The 17,812-nt window shown below is 56.0% G+C and carries 14 protein-coding genes; 6 read left to right on the forward strand and 8 right to left on the reverse strand.

The genetic code is table 11. The annotated features are described in order from the left end of the window. Nucleotides 1-113: 113 nt before the first annotated feature. Complete coding sequence (locus LF95_RS01105; protein ID WP_073953296.1) at nucleotides 114-1,088, forward strand: LysR family transcriptional regulator; 975 nt, start codon at nucleotides 114-116, stop codon at nucleotides 1,086-1,088. A 52-nt stretch (nucleotides 1,089-1,140) separates the two neighbouring features. Here the strand turns inward: LF95_RS01105 and LF95_RS01110 are convergent, their stop codons facing one another. The 4 genes from LF95_RS01110 to LF95_RS01125 are packed head-to-tail and all read right to left on the reverse strand — an operon-like array spanning nucleotide 1,141 to nucleotide 8,049. After that, a complete protein-coding gene (locus LF95_RS01110; protein ID WP_073953297.1) occupies nucleotides 1,141-3,213 on the reverse strand; it encodes a hypothetical protein in 2,073 nt (690 codons plus the stop codon). Next, nucleotides 3,210-6,068 (reverse strand): DUF4159 domain-containing protein, encoded by a 2,859-nt coding sequence (locus LF95_RS01115; protein ID WP_073953298.1) that lies wholly within the window; start codon nucleotides 6,066-6,068, stop codon nucleotides 3,210-3,212. Before LF95_RS01115 ends, LF95_RS01110 begins: the two co-directional genes overlap by 4 nt. Further along, a complete protein-coding gene (locus tag LF95_RS01120; protein WP_073953299.1) occupies nucleotides 6,065-7,006 on the reverse strand; it encodes a DUF58 domain-containing protein in 942 nt (313 codons plus the stop codon). Before LF95_RS01120 ends, LF95_RS01115 begins: the two co-directional genes overlap by 4 nt. Next, complete coding sequence (locus tag LF95_RS01125; RefSeq protein WP_083607447.1) at nucleotides 7,006-8,049, reverse strand: AAA family ATPase; 1,044 nt, start codon at nucleotides 8,047-8,049, stop codon at nucleotides 7,006-7,008. The genes LF95_RS01120 and LF95_RS01125 overlap by 1 nt, the downstream gene beginning before the upstream one ends. Before the next feature lie 125 nt (nucleotides 8,050-8,174). Here LF95_RS01125 and LF95_RS01130 point away from each other — a divergent pair, with 125 nt between their 5' ends. The 5 genes from LF95_RS01130 (at nucleotide 8,175) to LF95_RS01150 (ending at nucleotide 11,842) form a co-directional block, all read left to right on the forward strand. Beyond that, entirely contained in the window at nucleotides 8,175-8,765 is a 591-nt protein-coding gene (locus tag LF95_RS01130; RefSeq protein WP_073953300.1) for a DUF1285 domain-containing protein, read from the forward strand. Further along, a complete protein-coding gene (locus tag LF95_RS01135; RefSeq protein ID WP_073953301.1) occupies nucleotides 8,762-9,409 on the forward strand; it encodes a CoA pyrophosphatase in 648 nt (215 codons plus the stop codon). The genes LF95_RS01130 and LF95_RS01135 overlap by 4 nt, the downstream gene beginning before the upstream one ends. Before the next feature lie 86 nt (nucleotides 9,410-9,495). Further along, entirely contained in the window at nucleotides 9,496-9,789 is a 294-nt protein-coding gene (locus tag LF95_RS01140; protein WP_073953302.1) for a hypothetical protein, read from the forward strand. A gap of 86 nt (nucleotides 9,790-9,875) precedes the next feature. Next, a complete protein-coding gene (locus LF95_RS01145) occupies nucleotides 9,876-11,192 on the forward strand; it encodes a CCA tRNA nucleotidyltransferase (RefSeq protein WP_073953303.1) in 1,317 nt (438 codons plus the stop codon). Then, nucleotides 11,189-11,842 (forward strand): DUF459 domain-containing protein, encoded by a 654-nt coding sequence (locus LF95_RS01150; protein ID WP_073953304.1) that lies wholly within the window; start codon nucleotides 11,189-11,191, stop codon nucleotides 11,840-11,842. Before LF95_RS01145 ends, LF95_RS01150 begins: the two co-directional genes overlap by 4 nt. A 58-nt stretch (nucleotides 11,843-11,900) precedes the next feature. Here the strand turns inward: LF95_RS01150 and LF95_RS01155 are convergent, their stop codons facing one another. The 4 genes from LF95_RS01155 to LF95_RS01170 form a co-directional block, all read right to left on the reverse strand. Further along, a complete protein-coding gene (locus LF95_RS01155) occupies nucleotides 11,901-12,254 on the reverse strand; it encodes a hypothetical protein (protein WP_073953305.1) in 354 nt (117 codons plus the stop codon). 176 nt (nucleotides 12,255-12,430) lie between these two features. Continuing rightward, nucleotides 12,431-14,323 (reverse strand): GGDEF domain-containing protein, encoded by a 1,893-nt coding sequence (locus LF95_RS01160; RefSeq protein WP_252509615.1) that lies wholly within the window; start codon nucleotides 14,321-14,323, stop codon nucleotides 12,431-12,433. Between the two features lie 229 nt (nucleotides 14,324-14,552). Beyond that, nucleotides 14,553-15,494 (reverse strand): site-specific tyrosine recombinase XerD, encoded by a 942-nt coding sequence (xerD, locus tag LF95_RS01165; protein WP_073953306.1) that lies wholly within the window; start codon nucleotides 15,492-15,494, stop codon nucleotides 14,553-14,555. Between the two features lie 24 nt (nucleotides 15,495-15,518). Beyond that, entirely contained in the window at nucleotides 15,519-17,510 is a 1,992-nt protein-coding gene (locus tag LF95_RS01170; protein ID WP_083607449.1) for a hypothetical protein, read from the reverse strand. Nucleotides 17,511-17,812 lie beyond the last annotated feature (302 nt).

Consider the following 17,812-nt stretch of genomic DNA (forward strand, 5'->3'; position numbering starts at 1 on the left):
GTTGTCTCTATTTTGGTGTTTTCCAAGTTGAAGGCAATGGGGCGATGTGACATTAATTTGTTTCCAAATAGGCAACAGTAATGCGGCAAAGCCTGACAGGTAAGGATAGGACGATGCTGATTGGTAATCTTGATGGCATGACGGTTTTTGCCCGCGTGGTCGAGGAACAAAGCTTTTCCGGTGCGTCGCGCAAGCTGGGCATGTCAAAATCAGCCGTAAGCAAACATGTGACCAAGCTGGAAGACAGCCTTGGCATTCGCCTGTTGAACCGGACCACACGCCGGTTAAGCCTGACCGATGCGGGGGCGACATTTTACCAGCATTGCGCCCGGGTGGTGGAGGAAATCGAATCCGCCGAGCATGCACTGACCGATTTGCGCGGAACACCGCGTGGCGTGTTGCGTATTTCTGCCCCGCTAACATTCGGGCAGCGTTTTTTGCCCAATGTCGTTGCCGATTTTATGGAATTGTATCCCGGCCTGAAAATAGACATTCATTTGGCGGACCATATGGTGGATCTGGTCGCCGAAGGATTTGATATGGCTGTGCGAATCACGCGACTGCGCGATTCCAGCATGATTGCCCGCAAGCTGGCCGAGTTTCATGGTCAGATGGTGGCATCTCCGGAATATCTGGCCCGGCGCGGTGTGCCAAAGCATCCCAATGACCTGACGGACCACGATATTCTGGCCTATAGCAATATGCCCAACCCCAACGTTTTGGAATTTGAAGGGGCCGAGGGGCCGATCAGCGTGCGGGTTAATCCGGCGATGTGGTGCAATAACGGCGAATTCACCGCCGTTGCGGCCAAACGGGGCCTGGGAATTGCCATTCAGCCCGAATTCATCATTGCCGAAGCCCTGCATAGTGGCGAACTTGTTCCGATTATGCAGGAATATATCCCGCGTGTTGGCGGCGGGATTTATGCCGTGTATCCCGAACGCCGCCATCTGCCAACCAAGGTGCGCCTGTTTATTGATTATCTGGTCGAGCGTTTTAATTCCGGCCTGGCAACCGAAATGCGCGGGCCGTGTGCCAAGGTTGAACATGCCGCTATCCCGGCCGGGGATTTAGCCAAAGACCAGTAATAGTCTTTTCCGCTACTTTCTGGGCGAGATTCGGCATCATTTGCAGCGATCTTTATCGCGTTTCACGCCGCCAGCCAAACAGACACAGCAGCACCCCGATAATGGCAAGTAGCGGCAAGGGCAACAGGCTGGTGGTGGTACCAATCAGGGTGCGGTAACTATCGGTTTGTATAATACCGGCCCAGTTGGTGCCATGCCATTGGCCGCTGCGTTCAACACGTCGCCAGCTTGGCGGGCCTTTTTCCAGCCTGCCAATAAAGCCGTTATTTTCGGCCACCGTTTTTGCCAGAATCTCGGTCGTGGAAGTGGTGTTTCGGCGTTCGCGGGTTAAAACATCGCGATCCACATGCAGGGCGGTTTGGGTTTTGCCTTCACTGTCGCGCGCGGTAATGCGAATCAGGCCATGCTGTTCGATGGGAATATTGGCCTGCCAGGTTTGGTCAGCCTTGCGGGTGAAGGGCGCATTGACGGCGCGCCCCGTAATCGGGTCCAGTGCTGTTGCCATTTGCGGGGCCGGGCCAATTTTGCGCCAGGTCAGGTTCAGGGATTTACCATCGGCCGTGCGGGCGGTTTCGATGGTGTTTTCTTCCAGTGCCGGTTCTTTCATCAGCCAGTGTGACAGGCGGCGCAAAAGTTCGGCAATGGGGCCACCACCATCATGCCCGCGCTGCCACAGCCACATCTGGTCGCTGGTCAGGATGGCGGCACGCCCTTCGCCAACCCGCGACAGGGTGAGCAGGGGTAAATCATTAATACCCGTCATCACCGTCATCGCCTGATCGTCGGTTTGGCGTGTTTCAAGCTGACGGTACCATTCGCCCCATCTTTGTGTGTTCTGGCGCGGCCCGGCAATGGCGGAGGTGACGGGGTGCATGCGCCCGGTTCCATTCACCTTTGGGACAAACCCCTGCTCAAGGATACGTCCCGTGGTGGAAAGCGGCATCATCTGGCCCAGTATCGTATCGGCCAGGCCATCATCGGCGACATATTCCGGCCCTGCCACCACTAGGGCCGCCCCGCCGCCCTGCACATATTCAACCACCTTTTCCAGATACTGCACCGGTAAAACACCGCGCCGCTGGTAGCGGTCAAATATTACCAGATCAAACTGTTTGAGGCGTACCTCGAACAGATCGCGAATGGGAAAGGGGATCAGGGCGAGTTCGTTAATCGGGGTGTCATCGCCTTTTTCCGGGGGGCGCAAAATAGTGAAATGCACCAGATCAACCCCGGGATCGGCGCGCAGCAGGTTACGCCAGGCTCGTTCTCCCGGATGCGGTTCGCCCGAAAGCAGCAAGACGCGCAACCTGTCGCGCACACCGGTGGTTTCAAGGATCAACCGGTTGTTGCTGGTATCGGCCTCGCCCGGTAGGGCAGGGACGCGCAATTCGGCCAAAACCGGCCCGGCATGGGGGATTGGAATTTTCACCGATGCTTTTTGATTGGCGGGCAGCTCAAAGTGGCGCACCGTGCCGTCTTCTTGCAACAGGGTCACACCAAGGGGGCTGCCCGGGGCAAGGTCCGGGTCAATGGCCTCGACGATAAATTCGGCATCTTTGCCAACAATGCCATAATCGACATTCTGGTGCATTTGCAGGCGGCGGTCGCGTTCTTCCTGCGTGCCGGTGACAAGGACATGCAGGGGCGCATTCAGCTTCAGGCTGGCGGGCACATCATGCACCTGGCCGTCGGTGATCATGACAACACCTGCCAGGCGTTCGCGCGGGATACCACCCAATAAACGGTCCAGGGCGGCAAACATGTCGGTTTGAGTGGTGCCGGGGATGTTTTCGACCCGCAGGTCAATATCCGGGTTGTTATCATATTGCGCGTGCAAGTCCGCAATCGTCTGGTCGGTTTGGGCTGCACGGTTTCCCATTTTCTGGCTGTCGGACCGGTCGGCCAGCACCAGGACAATGTCGCTAAGTTTTTCGCGCGACTGGTCGGTAAATTGCGGGGCAAGCAACCCGACCAGCAACAGCGCCATCATCACCGCCCGCCAGATGACACCGCGCAGGCGCAAGGCGAATAGCAGCACCAAAAGCCCGATACCTGTCAGTGCTAGAATCTCCAGCCAGCCGGTATCAATCAGCGGATTTATCTGAAAATTCTGCCAGTCGCTCATCGGCCCAGCCTTTCAAGGATGGCGGGCAAATGGACCTGATCGCCCTTGTAACTGCCGGTGAGCGCGTAAATCACCAGATTGACGCCAAAGCGCAAGGCCAGTTCATGGCGACGTGGTGAAATGTCATCTATCGGGTTGCTGGTTGCTTCGCCGTAGCGTTCCAGCTCCAGCCGGGTTTGCACCCAGGAGGCCGCCCAGTCATTGCCGCCAAACAGGACGGATGCCACACCATCCAGCCGTGGGTCTGGCCGGGCATCGACCCACAGGGGTGCTTCAAACCGGCCATAGGCCTGATCGAGCAGATAAAAACTGCGAAAAATTACATGGTCGGTGGGCGCGCGGGTGAGTGTCGGAATATCGACCCCGGCCAGCAGGCGGCGCAGGCGCGCTGGTTCCACTTCGCGGTCGCGGCTGTCAATCAGGATCATGCCGCCATTGGCAAGGTAGCGGTTAAGCTGGTCGCGGCCATAGGGTGAAATGTCGTTTTGCCCCTCGGTCAGCGGCCAGTAAATCAGTGGATAAAAGCTAAGGTCATCGGTTTGCGGGTTGACCATACTGGGCGGGGCCAGGTCGGCTGCGGTGCGACGGCGCAATGTGTTGGTCAGGCCGGTTAGGCCCGCCTGGCTGAGGCGATCAATGGCGGCATTGCCGGTTTCCATATAGGCAAGTCGGGGATGCAGGGCCGCCTGAAAATCATTGCGTGGATTTGCCTGGTTTTCCTGTGCCGATGCTGGCTTTATCATGCTGATTGTCGCGAGCGCAATGGCAAGGCTTCCTGCCAGCACCATCAGCATTCCCAGCCGGTTAAAGGGGGATGATGCTGTGCCAGCTTTCGTTTCCGCGAGATGTGAAACTGCCGCGTCGTTATTGGAAGGTGATGAACGATTGCGCATTTTCCGCCCCAGGCGATACCCCTGAAACCGGTTGTGCATCCCGGAAAGACCCAGGATCAGCGTATCGAGCAGAAACAGGCAAAAAGCGGCAAAAACACACAGGGCCGCGAGGTCCAGTTGGTCATTATCGGTAAGGGTTTTTTGATCTGTCTGTTCAGGCCAGCGCACCGGATTGTCGAGGCCTTGGATAAACGGGCCCAGATTATGGGCAACGGCCTGCCCATTTTGCCCGTAAATGCCCGGCGGGTGGCGCGGATCGGGCATGTCGCTGGTGTTTTGCAGGCCTAAAACGGTTGGATCGGGTTGATGGGCATGGCCAAAACCATCCAGTATGGATTGGGGCGGCAGCAGTGACTGAATGTTGCTGGACGATGGGTTATCCGGGCTGGCAAGAGGCAGGATACGCTGCCAGATTTGCACAAACAGCCCCGACATGGGCAGGTTGGACCAGTCTGCCCAGGGGGTGACGTGAAACAGGACAATGCGACCGGCGTTTTTTGCCACACTGGTGACAAGCGGAGTACCGTCGCTGAGCCGCGCCCATGTTTTTTCAACAATGTCACGGTCCGGTTCGGCCAGAAGCTGGCGGGTGATCGTGATATCGTCGGGAATGGGCAGGCCGTAAAACGGGCTGGTATCGGCAAAGGTGGCCAAATGTTTGGGGCGTTCCCAAGACATGGAACCGCCAAAATCGCGATTGCCCAGGCGCAAGGTCACAGGCAGGAAACGGTCTTCGGGGCTGCTGGCGCTGTCGCTGGCAAAACGTACCAGCATGCCGCCCTTATCCAGCCAGTTTGCAAGGTTGATCTGATGGTTGCCAAGGTCCGGGATATTTCCGGTTGTTATCAGGATATCAGGGTTTTGTGCCAGAAGATCTGGAAGCGTGCCGTATTTGACATCGGCATAGGGCGACAAGGCCCGGTCCAGAAAAAAGTAGCGGTCCGAGAGCAAAACCGGCCCTTCGCCCGAATTGACAACAATGCCAACCGTGCGCCGTTGCCATTTCGCTCCGGTCTGAAACAGGGCGGCGGCACTTTCTATGCCCGCCAGACCAACGGTTTGAATGCCATTGGCAATATCGCCCGGCATTGAAATATCAATGCGGTTTTTTGTTGTGCCGCGTTCCAGTGTTGCCGGATGGCGCAAAATAACCTGGCCGCGACTGTCGCGGGCGATAAGGGTTATCTGTTTGTCGCCCTTTAGGGCCGGGTGGGTTAAGTCAACGGCCATGCCGGTGCGATTGCGGCTTAACCCGGAAAGGACGATGGTGTTTCCCCTGCCGTCGGCAACGGGTTGCAGCACGGTGAAGGGAGAAACGGTAGAAAGGTCCGTTGCCAACGTTTCCTTGCCCGGCGCGGCAATGTCGTCGCTGATCAGGATGGTGCCGGATATGGCGTTGATAATGTCCTGCCGGGCAGAGATCATATCGTCCAGAGCCGAATAATCAGGCTGCCAGGGGCGGGGCTGAAGACGGTCAAACGCATTTTGGCTGGCATGTGGGGAAAGCGGACCCTGAAGGGCGGGCAGGTCGGTGCTGTTTGCCCCCGATGCCTCAGGGGCAGTCAGGGCAATGAAAATGGATTGGTTATTCAACCGTGCCTGATTGACAATCTGTTTCATTGCCTGCTGGTAATGCGGCCAGTTGGCGGCACTGGACCAACTGTTATCGACCATGACCAGAAGCGCCCCATGATCGGGGGCATAGCTTTTTTTGTTCAAAACCGGGTGGGCGGCGGCCAAAATCAGGCAGAGCAGGATCAGGCTGCGCAAAATGGTTTGCCAGAGCGGCGCGCGTTCGGCATTGCGGCGGTTATTGGTGGCACCTAACAATAATCGTGCGGCCGGGAAATGAATGCGCCGGGGTTTGCGCGGCGCACTGCGTATGATTAACCACAAAACCGGCACCAACAGCAGGCCAGCCAAAAGGGCGGGATACAGAAACGTAATGGCACCAAATGTCATGTCGGTTGCCCGCGCCCGGCAGGGGACGCCCCGTTGCTGCCATTTGGGTCCGCACGTTCGGTCATGTGCTGATACAGTGCCATCAGGGCCTGGCTGGGGCTGCTGGTGGTGACATGCAAGTCATACAGCCACTGGTTTAGCGTTGCGGCATCGCGAATGCGTGCCCGCCAGTGCGCACTGCGTTTGGCAAATTCGGCGTGCTGGTCTTCAAATTTCTCGCTGTGAAGCACAAGGCTGTCATCTGCATCGACAAAATCGATGCGGCCGGTAAAGTCCGCCACACATTCTGCCGGGTCCAGAACCTGTAGCAACGCCCCGTCATTCTGGTTATGTGCCAGTCGGCGTAATTCTGCCACCGGGGAATGATCGGGGGCGGCATATTCGAGAAAATCGCCCAGGATCAAAACGCTGTGGCGACGGCCGGGGTGAATGGCTGTTATCCCCTGGTCGGCATTGGCGGGCGCGTTTAACATGGCGTGGCCCAGCTTTTCCAGTTGTTCGTGCACGGTGATGCGGGTATGGGGCGCATCAAAGGTGCCCACGGTCTCACCATTACGCAGCAAAAGGTCCGCCAGTGCCAGGGCCATGACCATCATGCGGTCGGCCTTGGGGGGAAGTTTCTCAGTCGAGGACCAGAAGGCTGAACCGCTAAAAATCGGCCATATCCAGTAGGTGTGGCTGGCTTGCCATTCGGTTTGGCGAATGAAGGTATGGTCACTCCGCGCTGAACGGCGCCAGTCGATCTGGCCGGTGGGGTCGCCCGGGACATAGGGGCGAAATTGCCAGAAATCACTGCCTGGCCCGACCTTGCGATTGCCATGCAGGCCGCTGCGCAATGCGGTTGCCAGCCGACGGGATTCGTCGATGAGCTGCGGCAGGCGCGCCGCCAGCGATCGGGCGGCGGCAATCTGGTCGGGCAAATTGCGCGCAGGCACCATTATGCGTGCTGGTCCCTTATTTTGGACAGAACATCGGTAATCAATGAGGCCGCCGAATGACCATCGGCGCGTGCGCCATAGGTCAGGCCGAAACGGTGGCGTAAAACCGGTATGGCAAGTGCGGAGACGTCGTCAAGCGACGGGGCAAACCGGCCCTGAAGCATGGCGCGTGCCCGGCAGGCCAGCGAGAGTGATTGCGCTGCCCGTGTGCCCGGCCCCCAGGCAACATTTTTCCTGATTTCGTCAAAGCTGGAGCTTTCCGGGCGGCAGGCGCGGCACAGGGCAATAATGGTGTTCAAAACACGTTCGGGCATGGGCAGCCGACGGACAAAATCCTGTGCCTCGATCAGTTCATCGGTATGCAAAATCTGGCGCGGACGGATGACATTCCGCCCGGTTGTTTGCGCGACAATCTGGCGTTCGGCGTTATGGTCCGGGTAGGCAAGGCGCACTTCCAGCAGGAAACGGTCCAGCTGGGCTTCGGGCAGGGGATAGGTGCCTTCCTGTTCCAACGGGTTTTGTGTTGCCAGCACATGAAAGGGCAGCGGTAAAGCATGGCTGTAGCCCGCAACCGAAACCTCGCGTTCCTGCATGGCCTGTAAAAGGGCCGATTGTGTGCGCGGGCTGGCACGGTTGATTTCGTCGGCCAGCAGCAACTGGCAAAAAACCGGCCCCTTGATAAAACGAAAGGCGCGTTTTCCTTCTGCCCCTTCTTCCAGCACTTCGGACCCCAGAATATCGGCCGGCATCAGATCGGGGGTGAATTGCACCCGTTTGTCCAGAAGCCCCAGCGCCTTGCCAAGGGTATGCGCCATTAGCGATTTTCCCAGCCCTGGGGCGCCAACCATCAGCACATGACCCCCGGCCAGAATGCCAATCAGGGTTTGGTCAACGGCATCATCCTGGCCTAAGATGATGGATGCGATCATGTCACGTGCCTCGCCAAGACGGGCCACACAGGCATCAAGGCGGGCGGCATCCTGTTCCAGGCTGCTTTCGCGTGACATGCCAAATTCTTCCGGAAAGTGCTGCGTGTTTGTCATGGCCGTAAATTCCGCATCCTTTGTTGCATTGGATCTATCGGGCTGTCACACAGGCTGGACATTCCTGGATCGTAAACTAGCTAATATGCAGGGTATATTAGAAATCTTGACCAGAAGTGTATATCATGACCCAAAGCGATAAAACTGTCGATCTTGCTGAAAATCTCTGGAAACGCCTGCGGCAAGGCAAACCGTCAACCGGGCGGCATCCGCAGATATGCGGGGATATTCCGATGTCGATTAACCGCGATGGCACGTGGTTTTATCAGGGCGGCCCCATTGGCCGGATGGAACTGGTCAAGCTTTTTGCCACGGTGTTGCAACGCGATGAAGAAGGCGGGCACTGGCTGGTAACACCGGCCGAAATGGCGCGGATCGAGGTTGAGGATGCCGCCTTTGTCGTGGTGGAAGTTCGGCGCGAGACGGAAGATGATGGTTCATCCCCCGTTATTAAAATGCGCACCAATATTGATCAGTGGGTCGAGCTTGATGAAAATCATCCGCTGCGGGTGAAGGAAGATACAAAAACAGGCGAACCTTCCCCCTATATTGCGCTGGATCGCGGGCTTGAGGCCCGGTTAAATCGGGCCAGTTTTTATCAGCTTGTGGACTGGGCGGAAGAGATTGAAAGCGAAGATACATCAGAAACGCTGATCGGCGTTTACAGCCACGGACGATTCTTTAAAATCGGTGCCGTGGAGAACGAAGAAAAATGACACCAGAACAGATTATGTGTGCCTTGAAGGCCCCGCGCGAGGGCCTGGAATTGTGGGTGGGCGATCATGCCGTGGATTTTCCCGGTTCGCAATCGCGGGCGCGCGCCTTTGCCGAAGGCGAATTGATCGCACGTCCCGCAGCCGTGCTGGTGCCGCTTGTCACCCGCGAGACGGGGCTGTCGGTTATTTTAACCCGGCGCACGGCACATCTTAAGGCCCATGCCGGGCAAATCAGTTTTCCCGGTGGTCGAAAGGAAGATGACGACTTCGACCTTGAAGAAACGGCATTACGCGAAACCGAAGAGGAAATAGGCCTTCATCGGCGTCATATTCGCCTGATCGGGCGGTTGAATGATTATTACACCGTGACCGGCTTTCAGGTAACACCGGTGGTGGGGCTGGTGACACCGCCGTTTGACCTGGTGGCCGATCCGTTTGAAGTGGACGAGGTGTTTGAGGTTCCCCTGTCATTTGTGATGGAAAAGCGGAATCAGAAATTGCAAACCGTGGAATTTGAAGGGGCGAAACGGCGTTATTTCGCCATTCCCTATCAGCAATATTATATTTGGGGGGCCACGGCGGGGATGTTGGTGAATTTCAGCGATCTTTTGCGCAGCATTGGTGATATGCCACAGGAAAGCTGAAATAGTGTTTGTACATCCGGGGCTTATCTGTTCCGGTAGCGTGCATGTTCATGATGTCGATCTGATCGGCCAGAAAGAAAGTTGCCATGCTACGTGAAATTATCCAGATCGGTTTGCCGATTATTTTGCCTTTTGTGGTCTATCTGACCTGGCTGAAATATGCGCGGGCAAAGGCAATACGTGAAGGGCACGATGTTGTGCCGCCCTGGGACAAGGGGCCGTGGCTGGTGTTGTTGTTTATTGGTATTTTGCTGGCGGGTAGTATTCTGATTTTTACGGCATTAACCAGTGGTGCGTCGCCTGATTCGGTTTATCACGCACCAGAGCTGAAAGATGGCGTGATCACACCGGGATATTTCGAGCCCAAAGACCCGAAATAAAACCTGCTACCGTCCTTTCTGATCTTACTTTTTCCTGTTAGCTGCGTATTTGGCGCCTTTCTGATCCGTTTCCTGCAAGAACCCGCATGACAAAATTTGACCCCACCGGGCATTTTGCCCCTCATGGTATGATGGCCGCCCCGGAAACACGGCGGCTGTTTTCCGTTCTTGCGCGTAGGGGCGGGACCGCCCGGTTTGTGGGGGGCTGTGTGCGGGATGCCCTGCTGGCGCGTGAACTGGTGGATGTGGATATCGCCTGCGACCTTAAACCCGAAGCCACGATGGCCGCCCTAAAGGATGCCGGCATTCGCGTTATTCCTACCGGTTTGCAGCATGGCACGATTACCGCCCTTATCAATGATTACAGTTACGAGGTAACGACCCTGCGGGTTGATGTGACAACCGATGGCCGCCATGCCGATGTTGCCTTTACCGATAACTGGCTACTGGATGCCAAAAGGCGGGATTTTACCTTTAATGCCCTTTATGCCGATATTGATGGCACGCTTTATGATCCCTTTCATGGCGAGGCCGATTTGCGGATCGGCAAGGTGCGTTTCATAGGTGTGGCGGAAGACCGCATCGCCGAGGATTATCTGCGTATTTTGCGGTTTTTCCGGTTTTTTGCGCATTATGGCCGTCCGCCAATTGACCCGGTCGGGGCGGAAGCCTGCCGCAAGGGGGTAATGGGCCTGCGCGATATTTCAAGCGAACGCATCCGTGATGAAATGTTCAAATTGCTGCGCGCCAAAAGCCCGGCGGCAACCATAGGCGATATGATCGGTTTTTCGGTTCTTCCCCCTATTTTGCCGGAACTGACCAATGTGGCGCGGCTGCGTATCGTTGAATGGCTGGAAACCACGGCCCTGCAGGATGCGGCGATTTCGATTGATCCACTCCGCCGGATGGCAGCCCTGTTCATGACGGATAAAAGCGGGGATGACGCTATTGCCCATGCCGCGCAATTTGCCCGGTCGCTGCGCCTGTCGAATGATGAAATAGAGCGTTTTTCGCTGATGTGCGTCAGCCATCATTTAATTGATAACGAGATGGACGGGCAACGTATCCGCCGTCATTTATATCATATGGGCGTGTCGGCCTTTCGGGATGCCGTCATTATGGCTTGGGGGACCCATGCCACCCGTTCCGGGCGTCCAAAGCCGGGCGAAAATCGCCGCTGGCAGGATATGCTGGAGATGGCAAATGGCTGGCAACAGCCGGAATTTCCGGTAAAAGGGCGCGATATTTTGCAGGCCAAACTGGTGCCTGCCGGGCCGGAGATGGGCAGGCTTTTGCGCCGGGCCGAACAATACTGGCTGGAGCATGACATGCAGCCGGACCACGACATGTTGATGGACTATTTGGCAGCGTATGTAGCCGATCCATCGCAGGAGATAAAATGACAGATTGGAAGATTGGGCACCGCGTTTGTTTTTTCGGTGACAGCATTGTTGCCGGTGTTCGTGATGCGCAAAAGGGCGGTTGGCCGATGCGGTTGGGGCAGCGCCTGCTGACGGACGGTAAACTTGATGTCACGATTTACAATCTGGCGATCCGGGCGGAAACCAGTGATGATTTGAAACTGCGCTGGCAGGATGATGCCCGGCGTCGCAGGGTTGATAATTTCCCGCTGGTGCTGGTTTTTTGTTTTGGCCTGAATGATGCCATGCACGCCCAAGACCGGGGCGAAGAAACCACCATGCGGGTGTCCCATGCCCGTTCGCTTGCCAACGCGACCGAAATTATGGCCCTGGCCCGCGATATGGCCCCCACATTGTGGGTTGGCCCGCAAGCGGTGATTGATGGTGGCCGATCCAGCAAAATCGTTAATGAACGCCTGGAAGGATTAAACCAGCTTTTTGCAGAAACCGCCAAGGGACTGGATATTCCCTATCTTGACGGGTTTGAACAAACCCTGCGCGATGATACCTGGCAGCGGGCCTTACGACGCGGTGATGGCTACCACCCGGACACAGCCGGTTACGACATGTTGGCCGATATGATTTGGCAATGGCAGGGCTGGAAGGTTGCGTTCGGGATCGAGGATAAATAAGCCGCCAAATTGGCAGGAAATCGCGGTTTGGTCCCTGGATGCCTGAAAGAAGGCAGGATCAGGCGATGATATCAACCCGGCTACCGCGTGGCAGCGTGTTCAATGCGGTAATATTGGAAATTGCCCCACCCTTGCCGTAACCCGTTGCAATGCCGTCACTGTCGCTGGCATCGATGGTCAGTGCGGTTGGGTTGGTATCACTTTCGCGGGCCTGGCGGGTTTGGCGTGGCAGGTTCTGACCGGTATTTTCATCGGTAATCAGGCCATTTTGCGCAGCCGGGTTAAATTTTTCGCCTTTTTGATCAATGATTTTGTCAAATTCGCCACGCGCAGCCCGTTCTGCAACCGGGGTAACCGGGCGCAGGGCAGTAGGAAGGGCAACATTATAACCAGAACCAATTTTAGCGATCATGGGCGTGTTTGACGTATCCGCGCATTACGGGAAAAGTCTTCAATCAGAAACGGGCATATCATAGTCAGCCTTTTCGCGCAGGAAAGAGAAATTTTATGCCAACGCGCCTGATCGCCCTGCTTATGCTGCAACAGGCGGTGGTTTTTTCTTAAATATATGATTTATTGGGGGAATATTCAATTTTCCAGATGGGAAAAGGCACTTTCCGGCGGGATATTTGAAAGTTCAGTATCCATGTCGGGGAAGGGGGAGTACGAATCGGCCCCTTCATAAATGCCGGTTGCAAACCGGTCGGCGCTGTTTTTGGCCTGTTCTTTCAGTTTTGCCGCTTCGGTTGAAATATGGTCCAGCGTAATGTCGGTACGTTCCGGCGGAATGCGTATCAGCGCGGCACTGACCGTCATTAACGGAAAGCGTTTATCAATGCCGTCGCGGCCCTTGCCCTGCAGAAAACCGTTTTCGCGGGTTTTGGGGTCGTAAAAACTTTTGATTTCCTCGTCAAACATGGCTTGTGCCCGACGCACGGCTTGCACGGCTTCTTCAAAATCAATTGATTGCACATAGGCAAAAAAGTCATCGCCGCCAATGTGACCAATGAACCAGGCATTCTGGCTCAGCGCCTTGCCCAGAATATCCTTGAACAGCAAAATGGCGCGATCGCCCTGGCGAAACCCATAGCGGTCATTAAACGGTTTGAAATTGTCAAAATCAAAATAAACGGCAAAACGGCGACGGCGCGGATTGGCCAGCGCATTGGCGGCATAACGGTAAATCGCACTGTTGCCGGGCAGGCGGGTTAGCGGGTTTTCATCGCGCGCATTGAGCGTGTTACGTTCATTCACGGCACGCAGAAGGGCGCGTTGATCCATCACGCCAAGATAGCGTCCGTTTTCCGTCAGGATCAGGCCGTCAAGGGTATCGGTTGAAACGAATGTTTCAAGCAGTTCTGACAGGCTGGTGCGAATGTCTGCCGAGGGACAGCGCCGTAAAAAACGCGAGAGATAAGCCCGGTTGGACGGGTTTTGCAGCAATTCGCGTCCGTATGGTGTGTAGATGAAGGCTTTGAAGTCGGAATCGCGAATAATGCCAACCGGTTCACCGCGGCGATTGATGACGGGTACAATGGTTGAATCCGCGTGTTGCTGGAAAAAGTCCAGAATGTCATTTGGCTTAATGGTTTCGGGAACGGCCTGTGCCTCGATCATAAAAGACCGTAACAGTTCGCCGTCATGGTCGCTTTGGCGTCGGTTCTGGCTTAAGATATCGCTCAAGCCGGGAATAATGTCAGTGCGCTCCGGCAAAATTACCGACGGCCGGGCAACAAAATATCCCTGCACAAAGTCGCAACCAACCCGGCGGCAGCACATCAGTTCTTCCTGGGTTTCAACCCCTTCGGCAACAACCTGTGCACCAATCAGATGGGCAAAACCGGTGATTTGGGTGACAAACAGTTCCTTGCGACGGTCTTTATCCATGCCATCAATAAAGAAGCGGTCAATTTTGATAATGTCGGGTTCGCATTCATACAGCGCACGCATCTGGGCAAAGCCGCTGCCGTAATCATCAATGGCGACCTTAAATCCCTGGGCGCGATAGCGCAGCAGGATGTCCTGAAAATTATGGGCGTGCGAAATGTCGTGCCGTTCGGAAATTTCCAGGCAGATGGAATCCGCTGCCAGCCCAGCAGCAGCAAGCAACTCGACCGTTTTGCCCGGGCGGTAATCGTTGGTGCGCACAACACGGCTGTCGAAATTGTAAAACAGTTTTAATTTGTCAGCGTCGGGCAAACGGGCGAATTTGTTAATGACAATGGCCCGAAACTGCATGTCGATGCTATGAAGCACACCTGTTTCCCAGGCAATATCAAAAACATCCTGAATGGAATCAAACCCGGCCTCGGCCCAGTTGCGCAACAAGGCTTCATAGCCAAATACGCGTCCGGTATGGCTGTTGATGATGGGCTGAAAGGCAAAGTCGATCGTTGCAATGATTTGAGACCAGTCGCGCGGACCATGTCGATGCGCCCGAATAGACATTGGAACGGTTGTTTCATCGGTTCTGAGCGACACGCTCATTTACCCTCGCGCAGCGGATCGGTGGGCAGCCCTGCATATAGGTGCGGCTGCAATACTCATGCTGGTATCGTAAAAATGGTATCAGTCTGATGACGGTTGCATGACGAATAGATGACAACATCAATTAACCGACAGAATATACAATATATGGTTTGAGGGGCCTATACAATAGTAGTCCAAGTCGTGCCCCTGCTTTTGCATAGCAAGCGGGTAGGGCTCGACATCAAGCGTTTTTTTTGTGTGCCAGCGGGTGATGTTCCTGAACCAGGCCGCGCAGGCGAGACTCGATAACATGGGTGTAAATCTGGGTTGTCGATATGTCGGAATGGCCCAGCATTTGTTGCAGGCTGCGCAAATCCGCCCCATTGGCCAGCAAATGGCTGGCAAAGGAATGGCGCAACACATGGGGGGACACCCGCGAAGGTGCAATGCCCGCCTTGAGTGCCAGATCCTTGATCATGTTTAAAAACATTTGCCGGGTTAAATGCCCGGTTTTACCGCGCGACGGAAACAGATAGGGCGATTGCCCCGGTTGTCCGCCTGCATCAAGCGGGATAAATGCCTCGCGGATGGTGACATATTCCGCCAGGGCCTGTTTGGCAGGCAGGGATAGGGGCACCAGCCGTTCCTTGTTGCCCTTGCCACGTACCACCAGCATTTGCGGGTCACGGGCAACGGCACTAAAGGGCAGTTCGACCAGTTCGCTGACCCGCATGCCGGTGGCATAAAGCAGTTCCACCATCGCCAGCAGGCGGGTGCCCTTGATGCCATCCTGCTGGTTGGCTGTTTCAATCAGGCGGTCAATTTCGCTGGTGGATAAAAATTTTGGCAGCACGGTGCCGAGGCGCGGGCTGTCGATATGCGCGGCGGGGTCATCGGTGCGAATGCCATCGCCATAAATGAATTTGTGAAACTGGCGCACGGCAGACAGGCGCCGGGCCTGGGTGCGGGCGGCAAGGCCCGCATTTGCCAGTTCATCAAGATAGCGGCGCACATCGTTCGGCCCCGCATCTGTCATGTTGGTTTTGGCCGCTTTCAGCGATGCCTGATAATCTTCCAGATCGCGCCTGTAGGCATCCAGTGTATGACGGCTGGCCCCGCGTTCAGCCGCCATCATTTCCAGAAATTCGGAAACAAGCCGGCCGTCACGCGAGGATGTGGTCATGATGTCCCCTTGCCGCTGGTCCGGTTACAAGCCGGATTCCAAAATGGTTTCAATGGCAATGCGCCGGGCATCGCTTTCAAGATTGACAGCGCGCAAGGCCGCCACCGACTGCCCCAATGCAACCGCGTTGCGCATATCGGGGTCCAGGGTGCCATTGCTGATAATGACAAGACTGGCCGCCATTGCCCGCTGCCCGGTTGCTGCGGCCTGGATCAATTTATGAACAACGGCCGCATTGGGCACGGCATTGGAAACGACATAGGGCTGGGTCAGCAGGCTGTCCCAGAATTTTTCCGGTACCTCGATGCCAAAGGCGGTAAACAGGCTATAGACCATTGCGGCATCGTTACGCGCTTCGTTTTGGTCGTTGCGGGCATTTTGCAGTTCGGCCCATTCATCCATCCGGGCGCGGTGGTGGGCCTGGGCCTGCGATGTGGCGGGGGCCTGCCCGGTGGCGGAATTTGCCCCGCCCAGGCCAGATATTGCACCTGGTGCCTGCCCGGCAGTGGTCCCGGTATCTTCCAGCCCGGCAAGCACAAGTGCCGGGTAAAGAACAATCAGCCGGCTTTCAATGGAGTTGCTGTCATTGGCCGATGCCTTTGCCTGTGCCAGCCACCCGCCGGCACGTTCCAGGTCATTGCTGTAAATGGCAGCTGCCAAAGCATCGGTAGCAAACCAGGCAAAGTCGTTATTGATGGGAATATTTTCAAGAAGGGAGGCACACAGGCGGGCGATTTGCCCATAATCGCCATTGTTGCGGCCATTGTCATACATGTGCGCCAGAATTTCCGCCCGTACAGCCGGAACATCGGATTTTGCCGCCGCCTGATACAGTTTTGCATATTCGCGGGCGGGCGAATCCTCGCTGGCATCATCAAGGACATTTGCCAGTTCAGCCGAGGTAAATGTCACCGACATATAGGTGCTGGCAAGTTCGTCGGTGGTGATAAAGCCGCGCTGTTCGGCAAGGCGGGCCGCTTCGAGCTTCAACGCGGTTGCCGTATTGGCACTTTTGACAAAGGCAATCAGCGTCGGGGCATCGGCATTTTGCAATTTGCCTGCCGGTAGGCCCTGTTTTGTCAGTTCCAGCATGGCAACATCAAGCGGGCGCAAATTGACCAAAAGGTCCGGCGAGACATTGCCGCCTGTACGAATGGCCCTGTTCAGGGCAAAGAAAAGCCTGTCTTTTTCGCCTTCAACTTCGCGGACCAGATCGGTGGTAAAGGTTGCCGATGTGGTGTTTTTTGCCCGCAATTGGCAATAGGCTGCCGCCTTGAGCCAGAATGGCGTATCAAACTGGTTGCCAAAACTTTCGATGGCAGCACAGGCATCGTCAAGCAATCCTGTCACCAGAAGGGCATTTACCTGGGCTTCGGCCAGATCAGCCGATAGTTTGTCATGGGCGGATGCGTTAATCAGCCTGGCAACATCGCCATAGGCACCAATCGCCTGTAGTTTGGCAACGCGGTGGGCCAGCAGGCTGATATCCTTGTGGTCTTCTGGCGCTGCCGCAATGCTGAGAAGCAGGCGGCGCTCAAGGTTGCGCATCGCGCGGCTGCCAGGATTGTCGGGCAGGGCATCGACCAGGCGGGCCGCCATCTCGCGTGAGGTGCCTGTCCACATATCCACGCCAAGCCCGCCCGAATTGCGGTCCAGTATGCCGACAGATTCGGCATCAACCGCGTTCAGTTGCAGGGTTTGAACGGCATCAGGATCGGTGGGGTAGGTGTTGCCTGTGCTCGCACCAGCACCCGCACCCCAGCCAAATACGCCGTTTGGTCCCTGCGGAGTGGTTTGCGATCCGGCACCATCCTGGCTTCCACCGCCCAATCCTTGCCGGTTTGTTGCCGTGCCGCTATTGGCATTTCCATCCGTTGCGGTGGAACTGTCGGTATTGCGGTTTTGCAAAAACAGGGGAACGGGGGCTTGTTGTGCCCCGGCGGGGATAACCTGCATCAATGTGCCCAGCCCGGTCAGGCAGGCGACAAGGCAGGCCCTGGTGGTGCCTGAACGCATTTTAATTGAACCTCGAATCAGGGATGGGTTGTTCGATTTGCGATGTTGGTGCCGGTATGTCCCAGGTCACAAGGAATATGGCGCCGCCCGCAATGACCGCAATAATCAGAAACAGAATGATCCGGGATAGAATTTTCATGGGCTCTCAAGCTTTGGTTTGGGTGTTCTGACCGAGAAATCAGCCACTTTGATAAAATCTGCTTACATCCTAATTCGGCAGGACCAAATCAGTCTAGGGTGCAGAACGTTAATAATTGTATGTCATTTTTGCGGCCAGAATGATGTTCGACACACTGTTTGTA

It is taken from the genome of Thalassospira sp. TSL5-1 (genome assembly GCF_001907695.1).
GTDB lineage: Bacteria > Pseudomonadota > Alphaproteobacteria > Rhodospirillales > Thalassospiraceae > Thalassospira.

Excerpts from the sequence above, each read along its gene's own strand:
- LF95_RS01140 (WP_073953302.1), top strand. The coding sequence starts at position 9,496 with ATGCTACGTGAAATTATCCAGATCGGTTTGCCGATTATTTTGCCTTTT.
- LF95_RS01120 (WP_073953299.1), bottom strand. The coding sequence starts at position 7,006 with ATGGTGCCTGCGCGCAATTTGCCCGACCAGATTGCCGCCGCCCGATCG.
- LF95_RS01115 (WP_073953298.1), bottom strand. The coding sequence starts at position 6,068 with ATGACATTTGGTGCCATTACGTTTCTGTATCCCGCCCTTTTGGCTGGC.
- LF95_RS01125 (WP_083607447.1), bottom strand. The coding sequence starts at position 8,049 with ATGACAAACACGCAGCACTTTCCGGAAGAATTTGGCATGTCACGCGAA.
- LF95_RS01170 (WP_083607449.1), bottom strand. The coding sequence starts at position 17,510 with ATGCGTTCAGGCACCACCAGGGCCTGCCTTGTCGCCTGCCTGACCGGG.
- LF95_RS01150 (WP_073953304.1), top strand. The coding sequence starts at position 11,189 with ATGACAGATTGGAAGATTGGGCACCGCGTTTGTTTTTTCGGTGACAGC.
- LF95_RS01155 (WP_073953305.1), bottom strand. The coding sequence starts at position 12,254 with ATGATCGCTAAAATTGGTTCTGGTTATAATGTTGCCCTTCCTACTGCC.
- LF95_RS01130 (WP_073953300.1), top strand. The coding sequence starts at position 8,175 with ATGACCCAAAGCGATAAAACTGTCGATCTTGCTGAAAATCTCTGGAAA.
- LF95_RS01110 (WP_073953297.1), bottom strand. The coding sequence starts at position 3,213 with ATGAGCGACTGGCAGAATTTTCAGATAAATCCGCTGATTGATACCGGC.
- LF95_RS01105 (WP_073953296.1), top strand. The coding sequence starts at position 114 with ATGCTGATTGGTAATCTTGATGGCATGACGGTTTTTGCCCGCGTGGTC.
- LF95_RS01145 (WP_073953303.1), top strand. The coding sequence starts at position 9,876 with ATGACAAAATTTGACCCCACCGGGCATTTTGCCCCTCATGGTATGATG.
- xerD (WP_073953306.1), bottom strand. The coding sequence starts at position 15,494 with ATGACCACATCCTCGCGTGACGGCCGGCTTGTTTCCGAATTTCTGGAA.
- LF95_RS01135 (WP_073953301.1), top strand. The coding sequence starts at position 8,762 with ATGACACCAGAACAGATTATGTGTGCCTTGAAGGCCCCGCGCGAGGGC.